Source organism: Pseudomonas sp. HN11, assembly GCF_021390155.1.
GTDB lineage: Bacteria > Pseudomonadota > Gammaproteobacteria > Pseudomonadales > Pseudomonadaceae > Aquipseudomonas.
On the sequence record NZ_CP089985.1, the window covers coordinates 4563568 to 4587237 of the forward strand.

A 23670-nucleotide genomic window follows, 5' to 3' on the forward strand; every position below is an offset into this window, starting at 1 on the left:
CCTTTTGAGCGGGGTTTATTGTTTCTACAGCTTTACCACATCAGATCATCCGGGATTTGGTAGGCGGCGTATGGATCATCCTCATCCGGCACCTGGCTTTCCGTCAGGATATTGAGCTGCACGATACGCTCCGGTGCGCGCTCCTGGATCTTCAGCGCCGCTTCGCGCGGAATCACCTCGTAGCTGCCACCGTGGTGCACGATGGCCAGGGAGCCGTTGCTCAGCTTGTTGCGCATCAGCGTGTTGACCGACAGGCGCTTGACCTTCTTGTCATCCACGAAGTTGTAGTAGTCCTCGGTGGTCAGCTTGGGCAGGCGCGAAGTCTCGATCAGTTGCTTGACCTGGGCGGTACGGGCCTTGGCCTCGGCTTTTTCCTGTTGCTGGCGATTGAGTTCCTGATCGCGCTTGACCTTCTCGGCGTGCGCTTCGGCCGCCAGGCGGGCCTGGGTGTCATCCGCCTCGATCTGGCCTTTGTGGACCAGACGCTGCTGCTTCTGTTTCTCTTTGCCGACCTGCTTGGCCTGCTTTTGGTTGACCAGACCTGCTTTGAGCAACTGGTCGCGAAGGGAAAGGCTCATGGTGCTTACTCACTTAGGCAACTGCTCAACCGCAGCTGGACAGATTCTTTTCCTGGCGTTTGGCTTCGCCCCACAGGGCGTCCATCGTTTCGAGGGTGCAATCTTCTATGGATTGGTGCGTATCGCGCAATGCCTGTTCGATAAATCGGAAGCGTCGTTCGAACTTGGCATTGGCGCCACGCAGCGCGGTTTCCGGGTCGACCCTGAGGTGACGGGCCAGGTTGACTGCCGCGAACAGCAGGTCACCGACCTCATCGGCAATGGCCACCGAATCGTTGTCGGCCATGGCTTCGAGCACTTCATCGAGTTCTTCGCGCACATTGTCCACCACCGGCAAGGCCGATGGCCAGTCGAAGCCGACCTGGCTGGCGCGCTTCTGCAATTTGGCGGCACGGGACAGGGACGGCAGCGCCGTGGGCACATCGTCCAGTAGGGAAAGTTGCTCAGGTGCGTCGGACTTTTCCGCGCGCTCCTCGGCCTTGATCTGCTCCCAGCGCGCCTTGACCTGTTCTTCACTCAACTGCGGGATATCCAGCGGCGCATACAGATCACCGGTGGGGAACACATGGGGATGGCGGCGAATGAGCTTGCGCGTGATGCTGTCGATCACCCCGGCAAATTCGAAACGCCCCTCTTCCCGCGCCAGTTGGCTGTAATACACCACCTGGAACAACAGGTCGCCCAACTCGCCTTGCAGGTGATCGAAGTCGCCGCGTTCAATGGCGTCGGCCACTTCGTAGGCCTCTTCCAGGGTGTGCGGGACGATGGTGGCATAGGTTTGCTTGATGTCCCACGGGCACCCGTATTGCGGGTCCCGCAGGCGATTCATCAAGTGCAGCAGGTCATCTAGTGAATACATTGATCTCTATCCGCTGAAGATCAAATATGGGAGCGGGCTTGCTCGCGAAAGCAGTGTTTCAGTGCCAACTATATTGACTGACCCACCGCATTCGCGAGCAAGCCCGCTCCCACATTTTAGTCCGCGTTCATCCCGCTAATCATGGCGTGCGATTACGCCGCGTCTCGATAATGTTCGGCAACTGGGAAATCCGCCCCAGCAACCGCCCCAATGCGTCCAGCCCCGGAATCTCGATGGTCAGGGACATCAGCGCGGTGTTGTCTTCTTTGTTCGAGCGGGTATTGACCGCCAGCACGTTGATCCGCTCGTTGAGCAGCACTTGCGACACGTCACGCAGCAGACCGGAACGGTCGTACGCACGGATGATGATGTCCACCGGGTAGGTGAGTACCGGCACCGGCCCCCAACTGACCTGGATGATGCGCTCCGGCTCGCGCCCACCCAGTTGCAGCACCGAGGCGCAGTCCTGGCGGTGAATGCTCACGCCACGGCCCTGGGTGATATAGCCGACAATCGCATCCCCCGGCAATGGCTGGCAGCAACCGGCGATTTGCGTGAGCAGGTTGCCAACGCCCTGGATCTGGATATCGCCGCGCTTGCCGGGCTTGTAGCCGGTGGCCTTGCGCGGAATCAACTCCAGTTGCTCGTTGCCGCGCTCTGGCTCCACCAACTGCTGGGCCAGGTTGACCAGTTGGGCCAGGCGCAAATCGCCGGCCCCCAGGGCAGCGAACATGTCTTCGGCGATCTTCATGTTGGCTTTTTCGGCCAACTTGTCGAAGTCCACCTGAGGCAGGCCCAGGCGCCCCAACTCGCGTTCAAGCAAGGTTTTACCGGCGGCGACGTTCTGGTCGCGCGCCTGCAATTTGAACCAGTGGACGATCTTCGCCCGCGCCCGCGACGTGGTGATGTAGCCCAGGTTCGGGTTGAGCCAGTCCCGACTCGGCGTGCCGTGCTTGCTGGTGATGATCTCGACCTGTTCACCGGTCTGCAGGCTGTAGTTGAGCGGCACGATGCGCCCGTTGATCTTCGCGCCCCGGCAGTTGTGGCCGATCTCGGTGTGTACGCGGTAGGCGAAGTCCAGCGGTGTGGCGCCCTTCGGCAGGTCGATGGCGTGGCCGTCCGGGGTGAAGATATAGACCCGGTCCGGTTCGATATCCACCCGCAGCTGTTCGGCCAGGCCGCCGATGTCGCCGAGTTCTTCGTGCCATTCCAGCACTTGGCGCAGCCAGGAGATTTTCTCTTCGTACTGGTTGGAGCCAGCCTTGACGTCGGTACCTTTGTAGCGCCAGTGCGCGCACACGCCCAGCTCGGCCTCTTCGTGCATGGCATGGGTGCGGATCTGCACTTCCAACACCTTGCCCTCGGGGCCGATCACGGCGGTGTGCAGCGAGCGATAACCGTTTTCCTTGGGGTTGGCGATGTAGTCGTCGAACTCCTTGGGGATGTGTCGCCACAGGGTGTGGACAATGCCAAGCGCGGTGTAGCAGTCGCGCATCTCCGGCACCAGCACGCGCACGGCACGTACGTCGTAGATCTGACTGAAGGCCAGGCCCTTGCGCTGCATTTTGCGCCAGATGGAATAGATGTGTTTGGCGCGGCCGCTGATGTCGGCTTCGACGCCAGTGGCCTGCAACTCGGAGCGCAGCTGGCCCATCACGTCGCTGATGAAACGCTCACGGTCAAGCCGCCGCTCATGCAGCAGTGTTGCAATCTGTTTGTATTGATCGGGTTCGAGGTAGCGGAAGGACAAGTCCTCCAGCTCCCACTTGATATGGCCGATGCCCAGGCGGTGCGCCAGCGGCGCGTAAATGTCGAAGACTTCACGGGCAACACGGTTGCGCTTTTCGTCGTCGGCGGTCTTTACCGCCCGAATCGCGCAAGTGCGCTCGGCCAGCTTGATCAGCGCGACGCGTACATCGTCGACCATCGCCACGAGCATTTTGCGCAGGTTTTCTACCTGGCCTTGGGTGCCCAGTACCATGGACTGACGCGGACTGAGGCTGGCACTGATCGCCGCCATGCGCAGCACGCCATCAATCAGTTTGGCCACCACGGAGCCGAAACGCTGGCCAACGGTCGCCAACTGAATGTGCCCTTCACGCACGCCGCGATAGAGCACGGCGGCGATCAGCGAATCCTGGTCCAGCTTGAGATCGGCGAGGATCTCGGCGATTTCCAACCCGGTGCGAAAGCTTGAAGTGCCCTCGGCCCACAGGTTCTTGGCCGCATTGTCTTGCTGCTCAGACTCACGAGCGAACTCGCAGGCTGCTTTCAAGGCTTCACGGTCCAGTGCCGGGTCGACACTGATGGCATGATCCAGCCATGCCTCGAGATTGATACTGCCGTCGGTGTTGATCGGCTGGTGTGCTCTCACCTGTACCATCTTGCTTACCTTCCCTACGACGCACCTCTGATGCGCCAGAATTCATCGCCGACCTTGTACTGCTCCCTGGCAGATCACAGGCCCTGGAGACGACAGGCCGGTCGGATTAAACGGGCATCCTAGCCCGCTTCAAATAACGCCATGGCCTCGACATGCGCGGTCTGCGGAAACATGTCGAGGATCCCGGCACGTTTTAGCCGGTAGCCTTGCTTGACCAACTCAACCGTGTCCCGCGCCAGCGTGGCCGGGTTGCAGGACACATACACCAGACGCTTGGCCCCCAGGGTAGCCAGCTTGCGCACAACCTCCAGGGCACCATCGCGGGGTGGGTCCAAGAGTACCGCAGAAAAGCCCTGTTTGGCCCATTTCGCGTCAGTCAAAGGCTGGGACAAATCGGCCTGAAAAAACTGCACATTATGCAAATCGTTGCTGACAGCGTTGACGGCCGCCCGGTCCACCATGGTCTGCACGCCTTCCACCGCCACCACTTCACGCACCTGACGCGCCAGTGGCAGGGCGAAGTTGCCCAGACCGCAAAACAGGTCCAGCACCCGTTCGTCGGGTTGTGGCGCCAGCCATTCCAGTGCCTGGGCAACCATCGCTTCATTGACCCCGGCGTTGACCTGGACAAAATCTGCGGGCCGGTAAGCCAGCTCCAGATCCCAGTGATCCAATCGAAACCCGAGCACCGAATCGGCGTCCACCGGTTCGGGCTGGCCCTCGCCATGCAGCCACAATTGGGCTTCATGGAAGGCGCAGAACTCTTTCAGCACCTGCAGGTCCGCTTCCGACAACGGCGCCATGTGCCGCAGCAACACGGCGATGGACGTACCGCTGAACAACTCCACATGCCCCAACGCCTGGGGTTTGCTCAAGCAGCGCAACATGTTAGGCAGACGCTGCATGATCGGTTGCAAGGCCTGTACCAGCACCGGGCAATCGTCGATGGCGACGATGTCCTGGCTGGCCACGGCGCGGAAACCCACTTCCAGGTGTTTCGCCTTGGCATCCCAACGCACGGCCACGCGGGCACGGCGACGGTAGCCGAATTCCGGCCCGTTCAAAGGCGCGGCCCACTCCTGCGGTTCGACACCCGCCACGCGGGACAGTTGCTCGGCGAGCATGCGCTGTTTCAGGGCAAGCTGTTCGCCATGGGGCAAGTGCTGCACGCTGCAACCGCCGCAGCGGCCGACATGGGCGCACGGCGTCGGGCGACGCAATTCGCTGGCCTTGAACACCCGCTCGGTACGCGCCTCGACAATCTTGCCGTGAGCACCCAACACCCGCGCCTCGACTTCTTCGCCGGCCAGCGCGCCATTTACAAACCAGGTACGGCCTTCAAAGAACACGATGCCCCGCCCGTCATTGGCCAAGCGCTCGATGGTCAGGCGCTGTTTCTTGCCCACAGGGATCTGCGGGGCCCGGCTGCCGCCCGTCGGTTGGAAGCGCAGGCCTCTCTCGTGCTTGGCCATCAGTTGGGTTCGTCGAAGATGCCGGTCGACAGGTAGCGGTCGCCTCGGTCACAGATGATCGCGACGATCACTGCGTTTTTCACTTCTTGGGACAAGCGCAACATACCGGCCACGGCGCCGCCGGAGGACACGCCACAGAAGATGCCCTCTTCACGGGCCAGGCGGCGGGTAGTATCTTCGGCTTCACGCTGGGCCATGTCGATGATGCGGTCCACGCGGGTCGAATTGTAGATCTTCGGCAGATACTCTTCGGGCCAGCGGCGGATACCGGGGATGGCCGCGCCTTCCATCGGTTGCAGGCCGACGATCTGGATCGCCGGGTTCTGCTCCTTGAGGTAGCGCGAGTTGCCCATGATCGTACCGGTGGTGCCCATGGAGCTGACGAAATGGGTGATGGTGCCCGCGGTCTGCTGCCAGATTTCCGGGCCGGTGGTGGTGTAGTGCGCCTCGGGGTTGTCACCGTTGGCGAACTGATCCAGCACCAGGCCACGGCCTTCGACAGCCATGCGTTCGGCCAGATCGCGCGCGCCTTCCATGCCCTCTTCCTGGGTCACCAGGATCAGCTGGGCACCGTAGGCGGTCATCGCCGCCTTGCGCTCGGCGCTACCGTTGTCGGGCATGATCAGGATCATCTTGTAACCCTTGATCGCGGCGGCCATGGCCAGGGCGATCCCGGTATTACCCGAGGTGGCTTCGATCAGAGTGTCGCCCGGCTTGATCTGTCCGCGCAGCTCGGCGCGGGTGATCATCGACAACGCCGGGCGGTCCTTCACGGAACCGGCCGGGTTGTTCCCTTCGAGCTTGAGCAATAGGGTATTGCTGGTCTCACCCGCCATGCGTTGCAAGCGGACCAGGGGTGTGTTGCCGACGCAATCGGCGATTGTTGGGTACTGCAAGGTCATGGCGTATTCGCAATCCAGACTGCGGGGGCGAACATCATACCGGGAAAGGCCGACGGACCATATCACGCAAAGTGCGGTGATTATTCCTTAAAGGAATAAGGCGCCGAATGGTCACCGTTCGCCATGGTTGCGCTGGAACACATCAGCCCCCATCGCCGCAATCTGGCCGTCGATCAACGCATCGAAGGGTTTGAGCAAAGGCACGAACGATGCTGGCGATTCCAGGACCTCCAACGCCTGCACGATCGCTTCAACCGTCGACAATGCGCCGGGGTCGGGTGCCTTGCGCAGCCGATAACGGGACACCGCGCCGTCGGCCAATGCCACCCTGGGCAACGCCGCCAATGACGGGTTGAGGTGCAAGAGCTTGCGTGCCTTGCGCCAGGTGCCGTCGGGGACCACCAGCAGCAACGGCTGATCACCCGGCGCGTAGGCTTGCAACGGCTCGGCGCCGTCAGCCGGAAACAGCAGCCGTGCCTGGTAGCCGGGCACATTCAGCAATGTCGGCAGATCCTCAAACACCTCGCCCACCACCAACTGCGTATTATTCAAACCCAGCGCCGCCAGCCGTGCGGTATTGAGCGCATGGTTGACCTCGCTCGGATGCTGCAACAGCAACACGCGCGTGCGGCTGTCGAGATTGGGGATCAGCGCGCACAGGCAGTGGGCGACAGGCCTGAGGCAGCGGGAACACTGGGGTCTGGACATGGTTTTTCAGGCCTGGTTGAGCTGGGCTTTGAGCAAATCACGGAAGGTCTGGATCAGCGGTTCGCGGCTGCGGCCACGGCGCATGATCATCGAGAACGGCGCCTGATAGCCGAAGGTCGCCGGCAGCAACACACGCAGATCGCCCTTGTCGGCCCAGGCCTGGGCGTAATGTTCGGGCAAATAGCCGATGTAGGCACCGGACAGCACCAGGATCAACTGCGCCTCCATACTTTCAACGGTCGCCGCGCTGTGTTTGAAACCGTGCCGCGCCAATTCCGCCTGGCTCCAGTAGCCGCGACCGACCATGCGTTGTTGCGTGATCACCTGCTCGGGAATACGTCGTTCGTTAAATAAGGGGTGACGGGTACTGCAATACAACCAGTGTTGCTCGCGGTACAGCGGCATGTAGATCAGCCCGCTCATGCGGTTGGAAAAGGCGCCGATGGCCAGGTCCAGGCGGTTGTCCTGCACGCCCAGTTGCAGTTCATAAGGGCTCATCACCGACAGGTGCAGGTGCACCGCCGGGTGTTCCAGGCTGTAGGCGCCGATCACTTCGGCGAAGGGCAGGGCTTTGTCGCTGACGGTGGAGTCCAGGACACCCAGTTTCAGCGTGCCGCGCAACTCGCCCTTCAACGCCGCTGCGTATTGCTCGAAGCCTTCCAGTTCGCCCAGAAGGCGCAAGGTTTCCTGATGAAACAGCTCGCCCTTGCTGGTCAGGCTGAACCCGCCCCGCCCGCGATGACACAGTACCAGACCCAACGCTGCTTCCAGCTGGCTCATGTAGGTGCTGATAGCCGACGTGGACAGGTTGAGTTCGTGCTGGGCATTGGCGAACCCTTGGTGCCGCACGACGCTGACGAAGATGCGCAGGAGTTTCAGGTCGGGCAGAGCGTTGGCCATGGGGTCTCCGAAGGCACACACAAATCCTGTGGGAGCAAGCCACCACACATTTGAACCGAGTTTACCTCAAGCATTAGTTTAGAAAAATCTGAACTAAGTATTTGCCCGTGCCGATTCTTTCGTTTCCACGTATTTCGCAGAATCGGCCCCTAATAAACAAAACAACGATGAGGCACTCCCGTGGACAAGATTTTCCACCAACCACTGGGCGGCAACGAAATGCCGCGCTTCGCCGGCATCGCCACCATGATGCGTCTTCCCCACCTGCAAACGGCCAAGGGCCTGGATGCCGCCTTTATCGGCGTGCCTCTGGACATCGGCACCTCGCTGCGCGCCGGCACCCGATTCGGGCCGCGTGAAATCCGCGCCGAATCCGTGATGATCCGCCCCTACAACATGGCCACCGGCGCTGCGCCGTTCGACTCGCTGTCGGTTGCCGACATTGGCGACGTGGCGATCAACACCTTCAACCTGCTCGACGCCGTGCGCATCATCGAAGAAGCCTACGACGAGATCCTTGAGCACGACGTGATCCCGATGACGTTGGGCGGCGACCACACCATTACCCTGCCGATCCTGCGGGCGATCCACAAGAAACACGGCAAGGTCGGGCTGGTGCACATTGATGCTCACGCCGACGTCAACGACCATATGTTCGGCGAGAAAATCGCCCATGGCACCACCTTCCGCCGCGCGGTGGAAGAAGGCTTGCTCGATTGTGACCGTGTGGTGCAAATCGGCCTGCGCGCCCAGGGCTACACCGCCGAAGACTTCAACTGGAGCCGCAAACAGGGCTTCCGTGTGGTCCAGGCCGAAGAATGTTGGCACCACTCCCTCGCACCGCTGATGGCCGAAGTGCGTGAAAAAGTCGGCGGCGGCCCGGTGTACCTGAGCTTTGACATCGACGGCATCGACCCCGCCTGGGCGCCGGGCACCGGCACCCCGGAAATCGGCGGACTGACCACTATCCAGGCGATCGAGATCATCCGCGGTTGCCAGGGCCTCGACCTGATTGGTTGCGATCTGGTAGAAGTTTCGCCGCCCTACGACACCACCGGTAACACCTCACTGCTGGGCGCCAACTTGCTGTACGAAATGCTCTGCGTACTGCCTGGCGTGGCGCATCGCTGATGAGCGCCCACGAGGTGCTGCAAGCCGCCGCCGGCCTAGTGGCGGCCTTCGCCCGCAATGACCGCGCTGCCTACTTCGGCGCGTTCACGGCGGACGCCAGCTTTGTGTTCTACACCCTGCCCCAGCCGCTGCTCAGTCGCGATGCCTACCAGGCGTTGTGGGACAGCTGGCGTCAGGACGAGGGGTTCGAGGTGCTGTCCTGCACGTCGAGCAACGCCTTTGTCAGCCTGCAGGGTGACGTGGCGATTTTCATGCATGACGTGGCCACTGAGCTGCGCATGAACGGGGAGCAATTCAATAGCCAGGAACGCGAGACCATTGTCTTCAAACGGCAAGGGTTTGGCGCAGAACAACAACAACAAGGCCTGTGGCTGGCCTGTCACGAACATTTGTCCGCTATGCCGGAAGGGCTGCCGCCCCCTTAGCCAATGTGATCGGAGCAGATCATGAATAATAAAAACAACGATAAAAGTATTCGCAAAATAGAAACCAACGGGGTCGAGCAGATCCCGGACCACGAACGTACCGCCGGCCCCAAGGATCTGTTCCGACTGATCTTCGGCGGTGCCAATACCTTTGCCACCGCCGTGCTGGGTTCCTTCCCCGTGTTGTTCGGCCTGTCGTTCCAGGCCGGCGTCTGGGCGATTGTGCTGGGGGTGCTGGTGGGTGCTCTGATCCTGGCGCCCATGGGCCTGTTCGGGCCGATCAATGGCACCAACAACGCCGTGTCTTCCGGTGCGCACTTTGGCGTGCACGGGCGGATTGTCGGCTCGTTTCTCTCGCTGCTGACGGCGATTGCCTTCTTCTCACTGTCGGTGTGGAGTTCAGGTGATGCGCTGGTGGGCGGTGCGAAACGTCTGATCGGCCTGCCGGAAACTGACCTGACCCTGGGCCTGGCCTATGGCGTGTTTGCGATTCTGGTACTGACCGTGTGCATCTACGGCTTTCGCTTCATGCTGTGGGTCAACCGCATTGCGGTATGGGCCGCGGGCCTGCTGTTTCTGCTGGGCATCTTCGCCTTCGCGCCGGCCTTCGACAGCCACTTCGCAGGCACCGTCGCGCTGAGCCAGACCGGCTTCTGGGCCGCCTTCATCGGCGCCGCGCTGGTGGCCATGAGCAACCCGATTTCCTTCGGCGCGTTCCTGGGTGACTGGTCGCGTTACATCCCGCGTGAGACGCCGAAAATACGCATCATGCTGGCGGTGGTCCTGGCGCAAATCGCGACCTTGATCCCCTTCCTGTTCGGACTGGCCACCGCGACCATCGTGGCGATCAAGGCGCCGGATTACATTGCGGCCAACAACTACGTCGGCGGTTTGCTGGCGGTGGCGCCGAGCTGGTTCTTCCTGCCGGTGTGCTTGATCGCGGTGATCGGCGGTATGTCCACTGGCACCACCTCGCTGTATGGCACCGGGCTGGACATGTCCAGCGTGTTTCCGCGTCTGCTGTCTAGGGTGAAGGCCACGCTGTTGATTGGGGTAATGTCGATTGCCTTCATCTTTATCGGACGCTTTGCCGCCAACCTGGTGCAGAGCGTGTCGACCTTCGCCGTGCTGATCATCACCTGCACCACGCCGTGGATGGTGATGATGATCATCGGCCTGATCGTGCGTCGTGGCTTCTACTGCCCGGATGACCTGCAGGTGTTCACCCGAGGTGAGACCGGCGGCCGCTACTGGTTCAGCCATGGTTGGAACTGGCGCGGGCTGGGGGCGTGGATCCCGAGTGCACTGGTGGGCCTGTGCTTCGTCAACCTGCCGGGGCAGTTTGTCGGGCCACTGGGCAACCTGGCCGACGGCATCGATATCAGCCTGCCGGTGACGTTGGGGCTGGCCTCGGTGGTGTACCTGACCTTGCTGCGTGTGTTTCCGGAACCGGCGGCCGTCTACGGGCCGTCCGACCCTCGCAGCAAGCGCATGGATGCGCACGTTAAACCGGCGCTGCAAGCCGCCGCCTGATCGCCCATAAAAAAGATAATCGGAGAACCGCCGTCATGGCTTTGGATTTATTCGTCGTACTCATCTACGCCGCCGGCATGCTCGTGCTCGGCTACTACGGCATGCGTCGCGCCAAGACCCACGAAGACTATCTGGTGGCCGGGCGCAACCTGGGCCCGTCGCTGTACATGGGCACCATGGCCGCCACGGTATTGGGCGGTGCATCCACGGTCGGCACCGTGCGCCTGGGTTACGTACATGGCATTTCCGGCTTCTGGCTGTGTGCCGCACTGGGCGCCGGGATCATCGCGTTGAACCTGTTCCTGGCCAAGCCGCTGTTGAAGCTGAAGATCTTCACCGTGACCCAGGTGCTGGAGAAACGCTACAACCCCATGGCCCGCCAGGCCAGCGCTGTGATTATGCTGGCTTATGCGCTGATGATCGGCGTAACGTCGATCCTGGCCATCGGCACTGTGTTGCAGGTGTTGTTCGGCTTGCCGTTCTGGATCTCGGTGCTGCTCGGCGGTGGCGTGGTGGTGGTGTACTCGACCATCGGCGGCATGTGGTCGCTGACCCTGACCGACATCGTGCAGTTCGTGATCAAGACCGTCGGCCTGATGTTTATCCTGCTGCCCATATGCCTGTACCGCGTCGGCGGCTGGGACGAACTGGTGGCCAAGCTGCCGGCGTCGAGCTTCAGCTTCACCGCGATCGGCTGGGACACGATCATCACCTACTTCATGATTTACTTCTTCGGCATCCTGATCGGCCAGGACATCTGGCAGCGGGTGTTCACCGCCCGTGACGAAAAGGTCGCCCAGTACGCCGGCACCTTCGCCGGTTTCTACTGCATCCTCTACGGCCTGGCCTGTGCGTTGATCGGTATGGCGGCGCATGTGCTGATCCCGGACCTGGACAACGTGAACAATGCGTTTGCCGCCATCGTGAAAGCCTCGCTGCCGGACGGCATCCGTGGCCTGGTGATTGCCGCAGCACTGGCTGCAATGATGTCTACCGCCAGCGCCGGCCTGCTCGCCGCCTCCACTGTCCTGACCGAAGACCTGCTGCCGCGCCTGCGTGGCGGCAAACAGTCGAGCCTGGCCGTCAACCGCCTGTTCACGATGCTGACAGGTGTTGCCGTGCTGGGCATCGCACTGGTAGTGAGCGATGTGATCAGCGCCCTGACCCTGGCCTATAACCTGCTGGTGGGCGGCATGTTGATCCCGCTGATCGGCGCGATCTTCTGGAAACGCGCAACCACATCGGGAGCCATCACCTCCATGACCCTGGGCTTTGTGACGGCGCTGGTGTTCATGTTCAAGGATGGGCTGGATGCGAACACGCCGATCTACTACAGCCTGGCGATTGGGCTGGTGAGTTTTGTGGTGGTGAGTTTGCTGTCGCGCAAGCCCGAGGCAGTAGCCGCTCGGGCGGTTTGATGCGCAACAGGATGTAGAGCGGTTCCTTCAGCGGGCACGACGTCGGATGTCGTGCCCGTTTTTTTAGTCAGCACTCCGGCTGGCTTCTTCAAACAAATCACCGCACGCCTTGCAGCCAAAATACTGCTCAGCGGCCGGGCATTCGATCTCCCCTGTCGCCCCTGCCCTCACCCGCCAAGTACACGCCTTGCCGCGATACTTCAGTGTCCCTTCAAGATAACAAGGCGCCCAGTCGTACTCGTCATGCAGCGTGCGTCCATCAATGGGCTCGGCGCGCTTGAAAAAGGACGCGATCTGTCGCTCATCCAGTGCAACATCACTGGGTCGACAGCCTTCCGGCTCTTCGGAGTGAAAACCCGAGAGGGCAATTTCGTCGATATCAGGAGGGGAAGCCATGCATCCGGCGAGCAATACCCACACGCCAACTGAGCATCGGCGCAGACTCATTGCCACACCGCACTGCTGGCTTCGCCGGGGTGTTTGTAAGAGATTTGCGGATGCCTGTAGACGTCCTCCGGCGTCAGGTGGAAATGACCATACAACTCTCCCACCAGCCATCGCAGAGATTGATTCTGCATAGCGGTCACCTCCTCATAACGTGCAGCATCCAAATGTTTGCCGATCAATTCGATGCCCAGGGAATCCGCATTCATCGGGAATCGCTCAGGATAGCCCTTGGTGCGTTCATACCGATCCAGCGCACGGATCTGCAAGGTCCAGATGAGTGCTTGAATAGATTGGATTCGGGCGGTGTCGCACGTCGCCTTATCCATTGCCATGCACTTTGAACGCAGGTAGCGGCCAACGTGATAACAACGTTTCTTGAGGCTGGCTGTCTGGTAGATCACACCATTTTTCTCAATGAGAAAGTGTGCTCCGTTGCCCTGGGCAAGGTAGGCGTTAAAGGTGTGCTCGGCGGTCGGGGCATCTGTCTGGTGAACCACCAGCGCGCTCACGCTGCGCAAATCCCCGTGCTCAATCGACTGAAACCGACGGAGTTCAACTCTGTCGGAAATCAACATCCCTTCGCTATCAATACTCGACATCCCACTGCCCATTCATCCATGTGAAGGCAAAAATATAGAAGGACGAACAGGGAAAAGGGCACAGACGACGGGATAAGAAGAAGGCTCTGACGATGAAACATGCCCCCGTCAGACAATTGCGCGCAGTACAAAATGAGCAGCGAATGCACTCGTATTACAGGGAACCGAATATGCCCTGATAACAATCCAAGGGGCAGCGCCCGCACGAGGGGGATCGCGTGAGCGCTTCAGGACTTACCTGCGACGTGGACGACGCTGCTCGTCATCTGTGCGAATCGGCACCGGCTGCAGCGGAGGCTCGATCAAGCCCAGCGCAACACCCAGATCGTGGAGCCAGTTTTGAATTTTCTCTTTCATGGTTGCCCCCTTTGAGGGTAATGCGGGTAGGCGCCAGTTCTGTCGCCCTTTCCTACACTGATAGTAGCTCTAAGTCCTACGTATTGCTTGAACGAAACCACAACGAACTATTACTGAATTCATCAAAATCCTGACGGATCGCTCAAGCAATGGCGCGGGTGTCTTGCACCACTGCAGCCTTGCCGGCTTGCTGCAGGTCGATCCACGCGTTGAGGTTAGCGCCGAGCATACCCTTTCGCCACATCAACCAGGTGGTCGCAGTGGCAAAAGGCCCTATCAGCGGATGAACGGACACGCTGTCCTTGCCGGGCAGGCTGTCGAGCATGGACTCGGACATCAACGCCACACCCGATCCGGCGATCACACAGGCGAGCATGCCTTGGTAGGACTCTATCTCGATCGCCCTTCCCATAGCCACGCGCTCGTGGGAAAACCAGGTCTCCAGGCGGGTGCGGTAGGCGCAACTGCGACGGAAGGTGAATACTGAGCGCCCTGCGACATCCTGAGGCCCACGCACGGGCGGATGGTCGGCCTCACAAATCAGCACCAGGCGCTCTTCGCACAGGGCGATGCCGTCCAGGGAGGCGATGGTGATGGGGCCATCCACAAAGGCCGCATCCAGGCGGCCGGTGATCAACCCTTCGAGTAACTCCCCGCTGGGTGCCGACTGCACCTGAAGGTTCACCATCGGATAAGCCTTGTGATAGCCCGCCAACAACTTCGGCAAATGCACCGCTGCCGTGCTGTACATGCTGCCCAAAACAAAATCGCCAGCCGGTTGCCCACCTTGCACAGCACCGTGGGCTTCGTCATGCAGGGCCAGTAGACGGGTGCTGTAGTCCAGCAGCACCTTGCCCGCAGGAGAAAGCTGCAGGCGCTGGCGTTCACGCACGAACAGCTCTACACCGAGTTGCTCCTCCATTTGCTTGAGGCGCGTCGACAGGTTCGACGGCACCCGATGCAAACGGTCAGCCGCACGGGTAATGGAGCCCTCTTCCGCCACGGCCTGGAAAATGCGCAATTGACTGAACTCCACATCTTTCTCCAAAACTGAACAAGTTACTCACTATTATTCAATTTTACAGAAAGTCAATCTGTCTTAGCCTGAAGGTATTCGCGTACCCGCAGGAAACCTGACCATGTCTCCCCTGATTCGCTTAACTGCCAGCTTTGTCGCCTTGATGATGGCGATGGGTATTGGCCGCTTCGCCCTCACCCCACAAATGCCGCATCTGCTCAGTGAAGGGCAGATCGACCTGACCGGCGCCGGCCTGATCGCCGCCGCCAACTACCTGGGCTACTTCGTCGGCGCGGTGGATTCGATCTTCGCGCGCAGCCATCACCATGTCCGTGGGCGTCTATATGGCGGGTTGTGGCTGTGTGTGCTGCTGACGTTGGCGTCGTACTGGGCCCACGGGTTCTGGCCCCATCTGTTGCTGCGTTTTGGCACCGGTGTCGCAAGTGCCTGGGCACTGGTGATGATCACCAGCCTGAGCCAGCCGCTAGCGATTGCCGCCGGGCGTCCGCGCCTGGGCGCCCTGGTATTTGCCGGGCCGGGACTGGGGATTCTGTTGACCGGGTTGCTGGCGCTGGGCTCCAACCTGCTGGGCCAAAGCTCGGCCACGCTATGGCTGCTGTATGGCGGGGTGGCGCTGGTAATGTTGCTGGCCATCCTGCCTTTCCTGCCCAAGCCTTCTACCACCGGCACGCCCATTGCCAGCCATATAGACGCGGGTAGCAACGGCAGCATCGCGCATCTGTGCTGGATCTACGTGTTGTACGGCCTCGGCTACATCATCCCGGCGACATTCCTGTCGCAGATGGCCAGCGCGCAGTTCAAGGGCGCCTGGCAGGCCGATCTGTTCTGGCCATGCTTTGGCCTGGCCGCCGCGATTGGCGTGGTGGTGGCGACCCTGCGCCGCAAGGACCCAGACACCACTCGCCGCTGGCTGATGACCACATTGTGGCTGCAAGCGGCTGGGGTGTTTGCCTGTTTGCTGGGCAATGGTTGGGGCCTGGCACTCGGGGTATTGCTGTGCGGCGGGCCGTTCCTGGCCTGCATGCAGTTGGTGATGGCACGCCTGCGGGACGTCGCCCCCCACGGTTACCAGCGCAGCACCGGACTGCTGACCGCCAGTTTTGCAATCGGCCAATTGAGCGGGCCATTGCTGGCATCGATCAGCAGCCATCTGAGCGGTGGCCTGCAACCGGCATTGGTGGTCGCCGGGGCAGGCTTGTTGGTAGCGGGCTCGGTATTGATCAGCCGACAACCATCGGCGCAGACACACGCACCTGTTCACGCCGCGCCAATACCAGGAAAAACAGCCCACCCAGGAAGCAGCCGGTAAACCAGGCAAAGTTGGCCATGCCCTGCAACGCCGGGGTGAAGGTGATCGCGACGCCCACCAGCGTCGCGGGCACCAACGCTTTGACCGCCGTCCAGTTCACGCCACCGTCGAAGTAGTAACGCCCGCTTGGGCTGTCATCGAACAACGCGTCCACGTCGATCTGCTGTTTTTTGATCCGGTAGAAATCCACCAGCAGGATGCCGAACAGTGGCCCGATAAAGGCCGCGAGAATATCCAGGGTGTAGTGGATCATCAGCGGGTTATTGAACAGGTTCCACGGCGTGATGAAGATCGACGCCACGGCAGCGATCATCCCACCCGCGCGCCAGCTGATCTTGCTCGGTGCAACGTTGGCAAAATCAAACGCCGGGGACACGAAGTTGGCGACAATATTGATGCCGATGGTCGCGGTGACGAAGGCAAAGGCCCCGAGCAAAACCGCCATACTGTTATCGATGCGCGAAACCGTGGCGATCGGGTCATGCAGCATTTCGCCGAACACCGGCAAGGTGCCCGAAACGATCACCACGGTGACCAGGGAGAACGCCAGGAAATTCACCGGCAGCCCCCAGAAGTTGCCGCGTCGCACGTCCTGCATGCTGCGGCAATAGCGGCTGAAGTCGCCGAAGTTCAGGGTTGGCCCGGAGAAATACGACACCACCAACGCCGTCGCTACGATCACCTGGCCGAATGCCTGCCAGCCCGACAAGGATTTTTCCGCCAGGGTAAAGCTGATGTTCGACCAGCCCGCCTTCCACACGATCCAACCCGCCAGGGCGAACATCACCGCGTAGACCACTGGCCCTGCCCAATCGATAAACCGCCGGATGGACTCCATGCCGGCCCAGAACACCGTCGCTTGCAACAGCCAAAGGCTGAGGAAACCAAACCAGCCAAGGTAGGACAAGCCTGCGAAATGCGGCTCTGCATACACCGCCATCTGTGGGAAAAAACGCAGCACCACGATGATCAAGGCGCTCGAAGCCAGATACGTTTGAATCCCGTACCAGGCCACGGCAATCAAGCCTCGGATCACCGCAGGAATGTTCGCGCCGAACACACCAAACGCCAGGCGGCAGATCACGGGGTAAGGTACAGCAGCCTGCTGGCTCGGCTTGGCCACCAGGTTGGCGATCAGCTGCACGATGCAGATACCAATGAGCAAGGCGAACAACACCTGCCAGCTGGCCAGGCCCAGCGCGAACAGACTGGCGGCAAACACGTAACCACCGACGCTGTGCACGTCGCTCATCCAGAAAGCGAAGATGTTGTACCAGTTCCACTTTTGCGGCAGCGGGCCCAAATCCTGGTTATACAGGCGCGGGCTGTAGCCTTTGGGCAATTGTTCGGTCATCGCTGGGCTCCTCGAATACCGGCCTGCACCTCCATTACGGGTGCATACGGAAGGCGGCGCGGTTTGTATACGAGGCATTCAGCAGAATGCGTGCCAATTGAACCCAATCACTCTGGAAGGGCGTTCCAAATCGAACAATAGAGGCTTAAAGGTGGGGACCGCGCTCAGCAACGGTGCACAGAAATTCTGTACACAATCAACGCTGCACTCGATGTGCACACAGATAACCCACCGTGCAGCAGGCTGCGGTCAGGAAGGTGCCCCACACCATGTCCATGACCGCCAACTGCGCAGACCAACCTTGCAACGTGGCCCAGTTGCTCAAGTCATAGGTGCCATAGGCGACCAGCCCCAGCAAGGCACCCAGGCGTGCTGCGCGTTGCCAGCTTGCGCTGGGCAAGACCACGAACACGACGCAACCGAGCACATAAAGGAGATAGAAGAGTGTCGCGGGCAACAGGCGGGGTTGATCCAGCATCAGCGGCCCCAGCAGGGACTTATAGGTGGGCCCCATAAGGACGCCGAGCCAGAGGCCGTCCAGGACAAGGAAGGCGAGCAACGTGCCGAGGTAGGCTAACAGCGATTTCTTGGTCATTGATGCAGCCTCTGTAGACGCCAGCGAGCGTCTACAGAAGAGCAAGGCGTGGTCAGCTTAGTTCAATGCGATCAGCGTGGATCACGATCTGGCCCTGCTTGTACAACGCACCGATGGCCTTCTTGAAGTTGCCCTTGCTCACGCCGAACAAGTTACTGATCACTGCCGGATCACTCTTGTCGCTGACCGGCAAACTGCCGTTGTTTTCACGCAACTTGGCGAGGATCTTGGAGTTCAGGCTGGAAGCCGCTTCCTGGCCGACTGGTTGCAAGCTCAGGCTGATGTTGCCATCGGCACGGATCTCTTTGATAAAGCCTTTTTCTTCTTTACCTGGGCGCAGGAACTTGAACACTTCGTTCTTGTGGATCAGGCCCCAGTGCTTGTTGTTGATGATTGCTTTGAAGCCCATGTCAGTGGCTTCGGCCACCAGCAGGTCGACTTCCTGGCCCACCTGATAGTTGGCCGGCGTCTTGTCCAGGTAGCGATCCAACCGTGCGGTGGCGGTAATGCGCTTGGTGTGTTTGTCGAGGTAGACGTGAACCACGCAGTATTCACCCGCGGTCAGCTGACGCTTTTCTTCCGAATACGGCAGCAACAGGTCCTTGGGCAAACCCCAATCGAGGAATACACCAATACTGTTGACTTCCACCACTTTCAAACTGGCGAACTCGCCAACTTGAACTTTCGGTTTTTCAGTAGTAGCAATAAGTTTGTCATCGCTGTCCAGGTAAATGAAAACGTTAAGCCAGTCTTCATCTTCGCTGGGAATATCTTTGGGGATATACCGATTAGGCAAGAGGATTTCACCATCTTGCGCGCCGTCCAGGTACAAACCAAAGTGAGTGTGTTTAACCACTTGCAAGCTGTTGTAGCGCCCGACCAAAGCCATTTTCAATACCCTCATTACGTGGGCGGCATTCTACCCGAGTTGCGTGCGCCACGCGCGCGTGCCTGAAAAATCACGGGCTGGCGTGGCATTACAGTGGCATCGCCCCGCTCGTCCGATCAATCGGCCAATTTTTCCCACGCTGCCTTTTGTCGATAGTCCCATGGTTTCGAGTTAAAACAGTAAGTTAGGGGATTATTTCAAAGATCAACTTCGGCTCTTCCCCACTGTCTCACTTATTTCATGGGGATATTTACCAAGCAATTGTCAAGTATTTCCTGTACGATGCCTGGCCAAGTTAATTTTCTACAGGTTAGTGGCCGCCATGCGCGTAAAAGCATCCAACAGCAAAGCAAAGCCAGCTCCCGCCGTTGAAACCAGCGAATCGATCAACAGCCAGATTGCTGCATTCCTCAAGTCCGGTGGCGAAATCCAGCAGATTGCCAAGGGCGTCAGCGGCCAGACGTTCGGCCCATCCAAGCAGATCAGCCTGGGTAAAAAGTAATATCGCGCAACACACCTGGTCCCTAAGCGTCTTGCCATCAAGGCGCTAGGACTAGAGCCCGAAACATCCTCTACCTGCGAACAGCGTTAATCGACGAACGGGCCTCACCTCCCGGATTTCGCCGGTATGCTTGCACACGTCTAGCACGGGCATCTGCCCGATTTCTTCGTCACTGCTCCTCGCTTTTCATGGAGTGAAGCATGTTCAAATCCTGCATTTTTCTGGTCGGTGCCCTGGTTGCCAGCCCTCTCGCCGAAGCGCAGATTTTCCAGCGTGAATTAGGTGACTTCGACCTGAAATTGGGTACGACGCCCAGCCGCAGCATGGCCCAGGGCCTGGTCAAACCGACCTCCCCCGGGAGCGACTCGTTCCATGGCGGGCTGGACCTGAGCCACGACAGCGGCCTGTACTTCGGCCAGTTTTCCCCAAACATGGGCCTGTCCTCATCCAGCAACCTCGAAGTCGATTCCTACATGGGCTTCAAGCACCCCTTCGACCAGACTCTCGGCTACGAAGTGGGCCTGATCCACTACAGCTACCCCAAGCTCAGCCCCCTCGACAGCCAGGAGTTCTACGGCGGCCTTAACCTGTTGGGCAATCGCTTCGGCGCCTCCTTCAGCAACGACCCGGATCGCCAGGACAGCACCCTGTTCGCCGACCTCGGCGGTACCCAGCCTTTCGGCATCGGCGTCAGCATGAAATACACCACTCATCAGTTAGGCACCCCGGTCTCGGTGGAAGGCGGCTCCATTCGCGCCTTCAGTGACTGGTCGGTGCAGTTCTCCCGGCAGTGGATGGGCGTGGACTTGAACTTGATCTACAGCGATTCCAGCCTCAGCGGCGGGGATTGCTCGGCCTATTCCGGACACAATTCGCAATGCGACGGGCTGTTGACGTTGAAGGCTGCGCGGTCGTTTTATTGATGGGCTGAACTGTCGCACCCGCCGCAGGTTCACATGTGATAACCCACTCTGCGAAGGACCCGCCCATGCTGCGTCGGCTCAAACTACTGGTGGTATTACTGACCCTGAGCCTGGTGCTCACCGGTTGCAATCGCGTGGGGTTGGCCTATCGCAACCTGGACGTGATCATTCCCTGGACCCTCAATGATTACCTGGACATGAACGCCGGGCAGAAGAGCTGGTTCAACGACACACTCAAGCAACACTTGGCCTGGCACTGCACCACGCAGTTGCCGGGCTATCTGGATTGGCTGGACCGCCTGCAACAGATGGTCGACGACAACCAGGTAACCGACGCTGCCTTACAGACCCGAACCGCCGAAGCCAAGCAAGCCATTGCCGACATTGCCCGCGAAATTACGCCATCGGCCATTGAACTGCTGAAGGGGTTGGACGATCAGCAAGTCAAAGAAATGAACGAAGCGTTGGGCAAGGACCTGCGCAAGCGCCAAGACGAATACCTCAAGCCGCCGCTGGCCAAGCAGATCCAGGAACGCGCTGATCGGATGAATAAGCGCCTGGACGCATGGATGGGACCGCTAAGCGATAGCCAGAAAAATCGGGTCACAGCCTGGTCAATCAGCTTGGGAGAGCAAAACAAGCAATGGATCGGCAACCGTGCCCACTGGCAGACACAATTTATCGACGCGGTAAAGCAACGCGAAAGTGCTGACTTCCCGCAGAAAATGCAGCAATTGCTGGTGGATCGGGAGATCCTATGGACGCCGGAATACCGAGTCGCCTACGCCCATACAGAAGCCGCAGCGCGCAGCCTGATCGTGGACCTGATGGCCGAAAGCACCGTGCAACAACGCCTGAAACTGACGCAGAAAATCGACGGTGTACGCAGCGACTTCAAGGCACTTAAATGCCTCAAGGCCGCCGCACTGTAAGACAATGGATCAGGCAATCTGAGCTTTGGAGGCCAACTCGGCAAAGGTCGCCGGATCCAGTGCGTCCGCCTGCTCATCCAGCACCTGGCGAGGGTGATCGTTGCCCGGAATCGAGCTGTCGATCAGCGCCAGCAACCGCGCACCCAGCGCCGTCAGGATGAAATTCTCGCCATTACCACCCTCTTCCTCGGAGCGTGATTCAATAAAACCACGTTTGAACAGCAGCGCTTCATAATCTGCAGCAGTCTTCTTGAGCGCGTCCAGGTTACCGGTGGACTCGCCCGCCGTGGCCTTCTCGGCCGCTTCCTGCTCGGCGTATTTGCGCGGGGCGAAGCTGCCCTCGCCGTTCTGCACTTCATGCAGCAGACGTTCGATCAGATCCCAGTTGTAAGTCGTCATCCTGATTCCTCCTGCAGGCTGGTGGAAAGTAGCCCGTCAAGGTTGTGACAGGCCGCGTCAGTAGCCGTTCAGCCTAATAGACAGACGTCATTTCTCTGAACTTTCCAGACGTTCGCCGCCTCAACAGCACATAACCGCCAAGGAGGTCTACCATGAAAACCCTGATGAACCTGGCCGTCGCGGCCGCGTTGTTGAGCGCCCTGCCCGCCTGGGCCTGCACGCCCGACGAGGCCACGGCCAAACGCGAGCAACTGGCCCAGGAAGTGGCCAAACTGACCGAACAGAACCCGGCCAAAGCCAAGGAGATGAACGACGAACTGCAGAAGATGGACCTTGACACCGAGAGCGCCGAGTTCCCCGACAAATGCCAACTGATCGATGCCCGGCTCAAGGAACTCAAGGAAGCGGCCACCAAGGCCAAAAACTGAAGGCATAAAAAAACCGGACAATAGTCCGGTTTTTTCACATCACACGCGCCTTATTCCGCAGCCGGGGCTTCCGGCTTGCGGCGCTTGAGCGGTGCCATACCGTCCTTGCTGACGAGCGACAGGTTGTCGGTCTTCGGCCGGTTGGCGATCTTGCGCTTGGTCGGCGACTTGGCGCCGGTCTTCTTCTTGTCGCCCTTGGCGTCGGTCTTTTTCTTCTTCACGCCAACGGCCTTGCCCGACGCCTTGACCTTCTTCGGCCCGGTGTAGGTGCCTTTGACTTCCTTGATGGTACGCCGCTCGAACGACTGCTTGAGGTAACGCTCGATGCTCGACATCAGGTTCCAGTCACCGTGGCAGATCAGCGAGATGGCAAGGCCATCATTGCCGGCACGCCCAGTACGGCCGATACGGTGCACGTACTCGTCGCCGCTACGCGGCATGTCGAAGTTGATCACCAGGTCCAGGCCGTCTACGTCCAGGCCGCGGGCCGCCACGTCGGTGGCCACGAGGATTTTTACGCCGCCTGCCTTGAGGCGGTCTATGGCGAGCTTGCGGTCCTTCTGATCTTTGTCGCCGTGCAGCACGAACGCCTTGTATTCCTGGGCGACCAGGCGGCCGTAGATGCGGTCGGCGGCGGCGCGAGTGTTGGTGAACACGATGGCTTTCTGATAGGTCTCGTTGGCCAGCAGCCAGTTGAGGATCTGCTCTTTGTGCACATTGTGGTCGGCGGTGACGATCTGCTGGCGCGTGGTGGCGTTCAGGTCGCTGACGTTGTTGACCTGCAGGTGCTCAGGGTTGTTCAGCACCTTGGCGACCATGTCGCGCAGGGTCGAACCGCCGGTAGTGGCGGAGAACAGCATGGTCTGCTGGCGGTTGACGCACTCGCCCACCAGGCGCTGTACGTCGTCGGCAAAGCCCATGTCGAGCATGCGGTCGGCTTCGTCCAGCACCAGCACTTCGACTTCCTTGAGGTCGAGGTTGCCGGCGTTGAGCTGCTCGATCATGCGGCCCGGGGTGCCGATCAGGATGTCCGGCACTTTGCGCAGCATGGCGGCCTGGACCTTGAAGTCTTCACCGCCGGTGATGATGCCGGACTTGATGAAAGTGAACTGCGAAAAGCGCTCGACTTCCTTCAGGGTCTGCTGCGCCAGCTCGCGGGTCGGCAGCAGGATCAGGGTCTTGATGCTGACGCGAACCTTGGCCGGGCCGATCAGGCGGTTCAGCACAGGCAAGACGAAAGCGGCGGTCTTGCCGCTACCGGTTTGAGCTGTCACCCGCAGGTCACGCCCTTCGAGCGCGAGCGGGATGGCCGCTGCTTGCACAGGCGTAGGCTCGACAAATTTAAGCTCGGCCACGGCTTTGAGCAGGCGTTCGTGCAGGGCGAATTGGGAAAACACGGGTGCTACCTCGAAGAAATACAAAAAATCAGCTGCATAGGTTACCGGTTTCGGGCGTCCAAACCGAGTTTCTTTACGCGAACGGTGCTAATCGGCCGCTTTTTTGTCAGGGCATTTGTCCATGGCATCAACTTTGTTGCACTTAAATGCTCTAATCGCCCCGTCTTGTCTTATAGAAGAATCGGTTTCAC

Annotated in this window: 25 protein-coding genes; 9 read left to right on the plus strand and 16 right to left on the minus strand. The window is 60.0% G+C overall.

Going from position 1 to position 23670, the window contains the following annotated elements; translation table 11 throughout:
- Window positions 1-32: 32 nt before the first annotated feature.
- The 7 genes from LVW35_RS20765 to LVW35_RS20795 form a co-directional block, all read right to left on the minus strand.
- Window positions 33-578: a DUF2058 domain-containing protein gene (locus LVW35_RS20765; protein ID WP_016976511.1), complete on the minus strand. Its 546-nt coding sequence runs from the start codon at window positions 576-578 to the stop codon at window positions 33-35.
- 25 nt (window positions 579-603) lie between these two features.
- Window positions 604-1437 carry a nucleoside triphosphate pyrophosphohydrolase gene (gene mazG, locus LVW35_RS20770; protein WP_233891828.1) on the minus strand — a complete coding sequence of 278 codons (834 nt, stop codon included), beginning with the start codon at window positions 1435-1437 and terminating at the stop codon, window positions 604-606.
- Window positions 1438-1576: 139 nt separating this feature from the next.
- Window positions 1577-3820, minus strand: a complete 2244-nt coding sequence (gene relA, locus LVW35_RS20775) for a GTP diphosphokinase (protein ID WP_233891829.1) — start codon at window positions 3818-3820, stop codon at window positions 1577-1579.
- A 119-nt stretch (window positions 3821-3939) separates the two neighbouring features.
- On the minus strand, window positions 3940-5292 hold the full coding sequence (rlmD, locus tag LVW35_RS20780; RefSeq protein ID WP_233891830.1) for a 23S rRNA (uracil(1939)-C(5))-methyltransferase RlmD: 1353 nt from the start codon (window positions 5290-5292) through the stop codon (window positions 3940-3942).
- The gene (gene cysM / locus LVW35_RS20785; RefSeq protein WP_233891831.1) at window positions 5292-6194 is read right to left on the minus strand and encodes a cysteine synthase CysM; all 903 of its coding nucleotides are present in this window, start codon (window positions 6192-6194) and stop codon (window positions 5292-5294) included. Before cysM ends, rlmD begins: the two co-directional genes overlap by 1 nt.
- Window positions 6195-6305: 111 nt before the next feature.
- The gene (locus tag LVW35_RS20790) at window positions 6306-6902 is read right to left on the minus strand and encodes a tRNA-uridine aminocarboxypropyltransferase (RefSeq protein ID WP_233891832.1); all 597 of its coding nucleotides are present in this window, start codon (window positions 6900-6902) and stop codon (window positions 6306-6308) included.
- Between the two features lie 6 nt (window positions 6903-6908).
- Complete coding sequence (locus tag LVW35_RS20795) at window positions 6909-7802, minus strand: LysR family transcriptional regulator (protein WP_028617381.1); 894 nt, start codon at window positions 7800-7802, stop codon at window positions 6909-6911.
- Window positions 7803-7982: 180 nt separating this feature from the next.
- Here LVW35_RS20795 and speB point away from each other — a divergent pair, with 180 nt between their 5' ends.
- From speB to LVW35_RS20815, 4 genes are read left to right on the plus strand one after another with little or no spacing between them, the layout of a single operon-like run.
- Window positions 7983-8933, plus strand: a complete 951-nt coding sequence (speB, locus tag LVW35_RS20800; RefSeq protein ID WP_033900672.1) for an agmatinase — start codon at window positions 7983-7985, stop codon at window positions 8931-8933.
- Complete coding sequence (locus tag LVW35_RS20805; protein WP_233891833.1) at window positions 8933-9358, plus strand: YybH family protein; 426 nt, start codon at window positions 8933-8935, stop codon at window positions 9356-9358. The genes speB and LVW35_RS20805 overlap by 1 nt, the downstream gene beginning before the upstream one ends.
- A 21-nt stretch (window positions 9359-9379) precedes the next feature.
- Window positions 9380-10891 (plus strand): purine-cytosine permease family protein, encoded by a 1512-nt coding sequence (locus tag LVW35_RS20810; RefSeq protein WP_233891834.1) that lies wholly within the window; start codon window positions 9380-9382, stop codon window positions 10889-10891.
- Between the two features lie 35 nt (window positions 10892-10926).
- Window positions 10927-12309 carry a sodium:solute symporter gene (locus tag LVW35_RS20815; RefSeq protein WP_233891835.1) on the plus strand — a complete coding sequence of 461 codons (1383 nt, stop codon included), beginning with the start codon at window positions 10927-10929 and terminating at the stop codon, window positions 12307-12309.
- A gap of 63 nt (window positions 12310-12372) precedes the next feature.
- Here LVW35_RS20815 and LVW35_RS20820 read toward each other — a convergent pair whose 3' ends face one another.
- From LVW35_RS20820 to ptrR, 4 genes are all read right to left on the minus strand, one after another.
- Window positions 12373-12756, minus strand: coding sequence for a hypothetical protein (locus LVW35_RS20820; protein ID WP_233891836.1), 384 nt, complete (start codon window positions 12754-12756; stop codon window positions 12373-12375).
- The gene (locus LVW35_RS20825; protein WP_233891837.1) at window positions 12753-13355 is read right to left on the minus strand and encodes a peptidoglycan recognition protein family protein; all 603 of its coding nucleotides are present in this window, start codon (window positions 13353-13355) and stop codon (window positions 12753-12755) included. Before LVW35_RS20825 ends, LVW35_RS20820 begins: the two co-directional genes overlap by 4 nt.
- Before the next feature lie 234 nt (window positions 13356-13589).
- Complete coding sequence (locus LVW35_RS28935) at window positions 13590-13712, minus strand: PA1414 family protein (protein ID WP_003193089.1); 123 nt, start codon at window positions 13710-13712, stop codon at window positions 13590-13592.
- Window positions 13713-13854: 142 nt separating this feature from the next.
- A complete protein-coding gene (gene ptrR / locus LVW35_RS20830) occupies window positions 13855-14748 on the minus strand; it encodes a putrescine utilization regulator PtrR (RefSeq protein ID WP_179030082.1) in 894 nt (297 codons plus the stop codon).
- A 103-nt stretch (window positions 14749-14851) separates the two neighbouring features.
- Between ptrR and LVW35_RS20835 the strand changes: the two genes are divergently transcribed.
- Window positions 14852-16060 (plus strand): MFS transporter, encoded by a 1209-nt coding sequence (locus LVW35_RS20835; RefSeq protein ID WP_233891838.1) that lies wholly within the window; start codon window positions 14852-14854, stop codon window positions 16058-16060.
- Here LVW35_RS20835 and LVW35_RS20840 read toward each other — a convergent pair.
- From LVW35_RS20840 to LVW35_RS20850, 3 genes are all read right to left on the minus strand, one after another.
- A complete protein-coding gene (locus tag LVW35_RS20840; protein ID WP_233891839.1) occupies window positions 15972-17414 on the minus strand; it encodes an NCS1 family nucleobase:cation symporter-1 in 1443 nt (480 codons plus the stop codon). The genes LVW35_RS20835 and LVW35_RS20840 overlap by 89 nt on opposite strands.
- 196 nt (window positions 17415-17610) lie before the next feature.
- Window positions 17611-18009, minus strand: a complete 399-nt coding sequence (locus LVW35_RS20845) for a DUF2177 family protein (protein WP_233891840.1) — start codon at window positions 18007-18009, stop codon at window positions 17611-17613.
- A 52-nt stretch (window positions 18010-18061) separates the two neighbouring features.
- Complete coding sequence (locus tag LVW35_RS20850; RefSeq protein ID WP_233891841.1) at window positions 18062-18898, minus strand: CvfB family protein; 837 nt, start codon at window positions 18896-18898, stop codon at window positions 18062-18064.
- 322 nt (window positions 18899-19220) lie between these two features.
- On the opposite strand from LVW35_RS20850, the gene LVW35_RS20855 reads away from it, so the two are divergent.
- The 3 genes from LVW35_RS20855 (at window position 19221) to LVW35_RS20865 (ending at window position 21255) form a co-directional block, all read left to right on the plus strand.
- Entirely contained in the window at window positions 19221-19400 is a 180-nt protein-coding gene (locus tag LVW35_RS20855; protein ID WP_003193095.1) for a hypothetical protein, read from the plus strand.
- A 200-nt stretch (window positions 19401-19600) separates the two neighbouring features.
- Complete coding sequence (locus LVW35_RS20860) at window positions 19601-20323, plus strand: TorF family putative porin (protein WP_233891842.1); 723 nt, start codon at window positions 19601-19603, stop codon at window positions 20321-20323.
- A 65-nt stretch (window positions 20324-20388) separates the two neighbouring features.
- Window positions 20389-21255 (plus strand): DUF6279 family lipoprotein, encoded by an 867-nt coding sequence (locus LVW35_RS20865; protein ID WP_233891843.1) that lies wholly within the window; start codon window positions 20389-20391, stop codon window positions 21253-21255.
- Window positions 21256-21264: 9 nt separating this feature from the next.
- Here LVW35_RS20865 and LVW35_RS20870 read toward each other — a convergent pair whose 3' ends face one another.
- Window positions 21265-21654 (minus strand): transcriptional regulator, encoded by a 390-nt coding sequence (locus tag LVW35_RS20870; protein WP_233891844.1) that lies wholly within the window; start codon window positions 21652-21654, stop codon window positions 21265-21267.
- A 152-nt stretch (window positions 21655-21806) separates the two neighbouring features.
- Between LVW35_RS20870 and LVW35_RS20875 the strand changes: the two genes are divergently transcribed.
- Window positions 21807-22082: a hypothetical protein gene (locus LVW35_RS20875; protein WP_233891845.1), complete on the plus strand. Its 276-nt coding sequence runs from the start codon at window positions 21807-21809 to the stop codon at window positions 22080-22082.
- A 50-nt stretch (window positions 22083-22132) separates the two neighbouring features.
- Here LVW35_RS20875 and LVW35_RS20880 read toward each other — a convergent pair whose 3' ends face one another.
- Window positions 22133-23479: a DEAD/DEAH box helicase gene (locus LVW35_RS20880; RefSeq protein ID WP_233891846.1), complete on the minus strand. Its 1347-nt coding sequence runs from the start codon at window positions 23477-23479 to the stop codon at window positions 22133-22135.
- Window positions 23480-23670: the final 191 nt, after the last annotated feature.

Bases quoted from the DNA above. Each gene is read 5' to 3' on its own strand.
- rlmD (WP_233891830.1), bottom strand. From the start codon at position 5,292: ATGGCCAAGCACGAGAGAGGCCTGCGCTTCCAACCGACGGGCGGCAGC.
- LVW35_RS20870 (WP_233891844.1), bottom strand. From the start codon at position 21,654: ATGACGACTTACAACTGGGATCTGATCGAACGTCTGCTGCATGAAGTG.
- LVW35_RS20855 (WP_003193095.1), top strand. From the start codon at position 19,221: ATGCGCGTAAAAGCATCCAACAGCAAAGCAAAGCCAGCTCCCGCCGTT.
- mazG (WP_233891828.1), bottom strand. From the start codon at position 1,437: ATGTATTCACTAGATGACCTGCTGCACTTGATGAATCGCCTGCGGGAC.
- LVW35_RS20825 (WP_233891837.1), bottom strand. From the start codon at position 13,355: ATGTCGAGTATTGATAGCGAAGGGATGTTGATTTCCGACAGAGTTGAA.
- LVW35_RS20860 (WP_233891842.1), top strand. From the start codon at position 19,601: ATGTTCAAATCCTGCATTTTTCTGGTCGGTGCCCTGGTTGCCAGCCCT.
- LVW35_RS20840 (WP_233891839.1), bottom strand. From the start codon at position 17,414: ATGACCGAACAATTGCCCAAAGGCTACAGCCCGCGCCTGTATAACCAG.
- LVW35_RS20815 (WP_233891835.1), top strand. From the start codon at position 10,927: ATGGCTTTGGATTTATTCGTCGTACTCATCTACGCCGCCGGCATGCTC.
- LVW35_RS28935 (WP_003193089.1), bottom strand. From the start codon at position 13,712: ATGAAAGAGAAAATTCAAAACTGGCTCCACGATCTGGGTGTTGCGCTG.
- LVW35_RS20845 (WP_233891840.1), bottom strand. From the start codon at position 18,009: ATGACCAAGAAATCGCTGTTAGCCTACCTCGGCACGTTGCTCGCCTTC.
- LVW35_RS20875 (WP_233891845.1), top strand. From the start codon at position 21,807: ATGAAAACCCTGATGAACCTGGCCGTCGCGGCCGCGTTGTTGAGCGCC.
- LVW35_RS20795 (WP_028617381.1), bottom strand. From the start codon at position 7,802: ATGGCCAACGCTCTGCCCGACCTGAAACTCCTGCGCATCTTCGTCAGC.
- LVW35_RS20790 (WP_233891832.1), bottom strand. From the start codon at position 6,902: ATGTCCAGACCCCAGTGTTCCCGCTGCCTCAGGCCTGTCGCCCACTGC.
- LVW35_RS20865 (WP_233891843.1), top strand. From the start codon at position 20,389: ATGCTGCGTCGGCTCAAACTACTGGTGGTATTACTGACCCTGAGCCTG.
- LVW35_RS20805 (WP_233891833.1), top strand. From the start codon at position 8,933: ATGAGCGCCCACGAGGTGCTGCAAGCCGCCGCCGGCCTAGTGGCGGCC.
- LVW35_RS20810 (WP_233891834.1), top strand. From the start codon at position 9,380: ATGAATAATAAAAACAACGATAAAAGTATTCGCAAAATAGAAACCAAC.
- LVW35_RS20835 (WP_233891838.1), top strand. From the start codon at position 14,852: ATGTCTCCCCTGATTCGCTTAACTGCCAGCTTTGTCGCCTTGATGATG.
- relA (WP_233891829.1), bottom strand. From the start codon at position 3,820: ATGGTACAGGTGAGAGCACACCAGCCGATCAACACCGACGGCAGTATC.
- LVW35_RS20765 (WP_016976511.1), bottom strand. From the start codon at position 578: ATGAGCCTTTCCCTTCGCGACCAGTTGCTCAAAGCAGGTCTGGTCAAC.
- LVW35_RS20820 (WP_233891836.1), bottom strand. From the start codon at position 12,756: ATGAGTCTGCGCCGATGCTCAGTTGGCGTGTGGGTATTGCTCGCCGGA.
- cysM (WP_233891831.1), bottom strand. From the start codon at position 6,194: ATGACCTTGCAGTACCCAACAATCGCCGATTGCGTCGGCAACACACCC.
- LVW35_RS20850 (WP_233891841.1), bottom strand. From the start codon at position 18,898: ATGGCTTTGGTCGGGCGCTACAACAGCTTGCAAGTGGTTAAACACACT.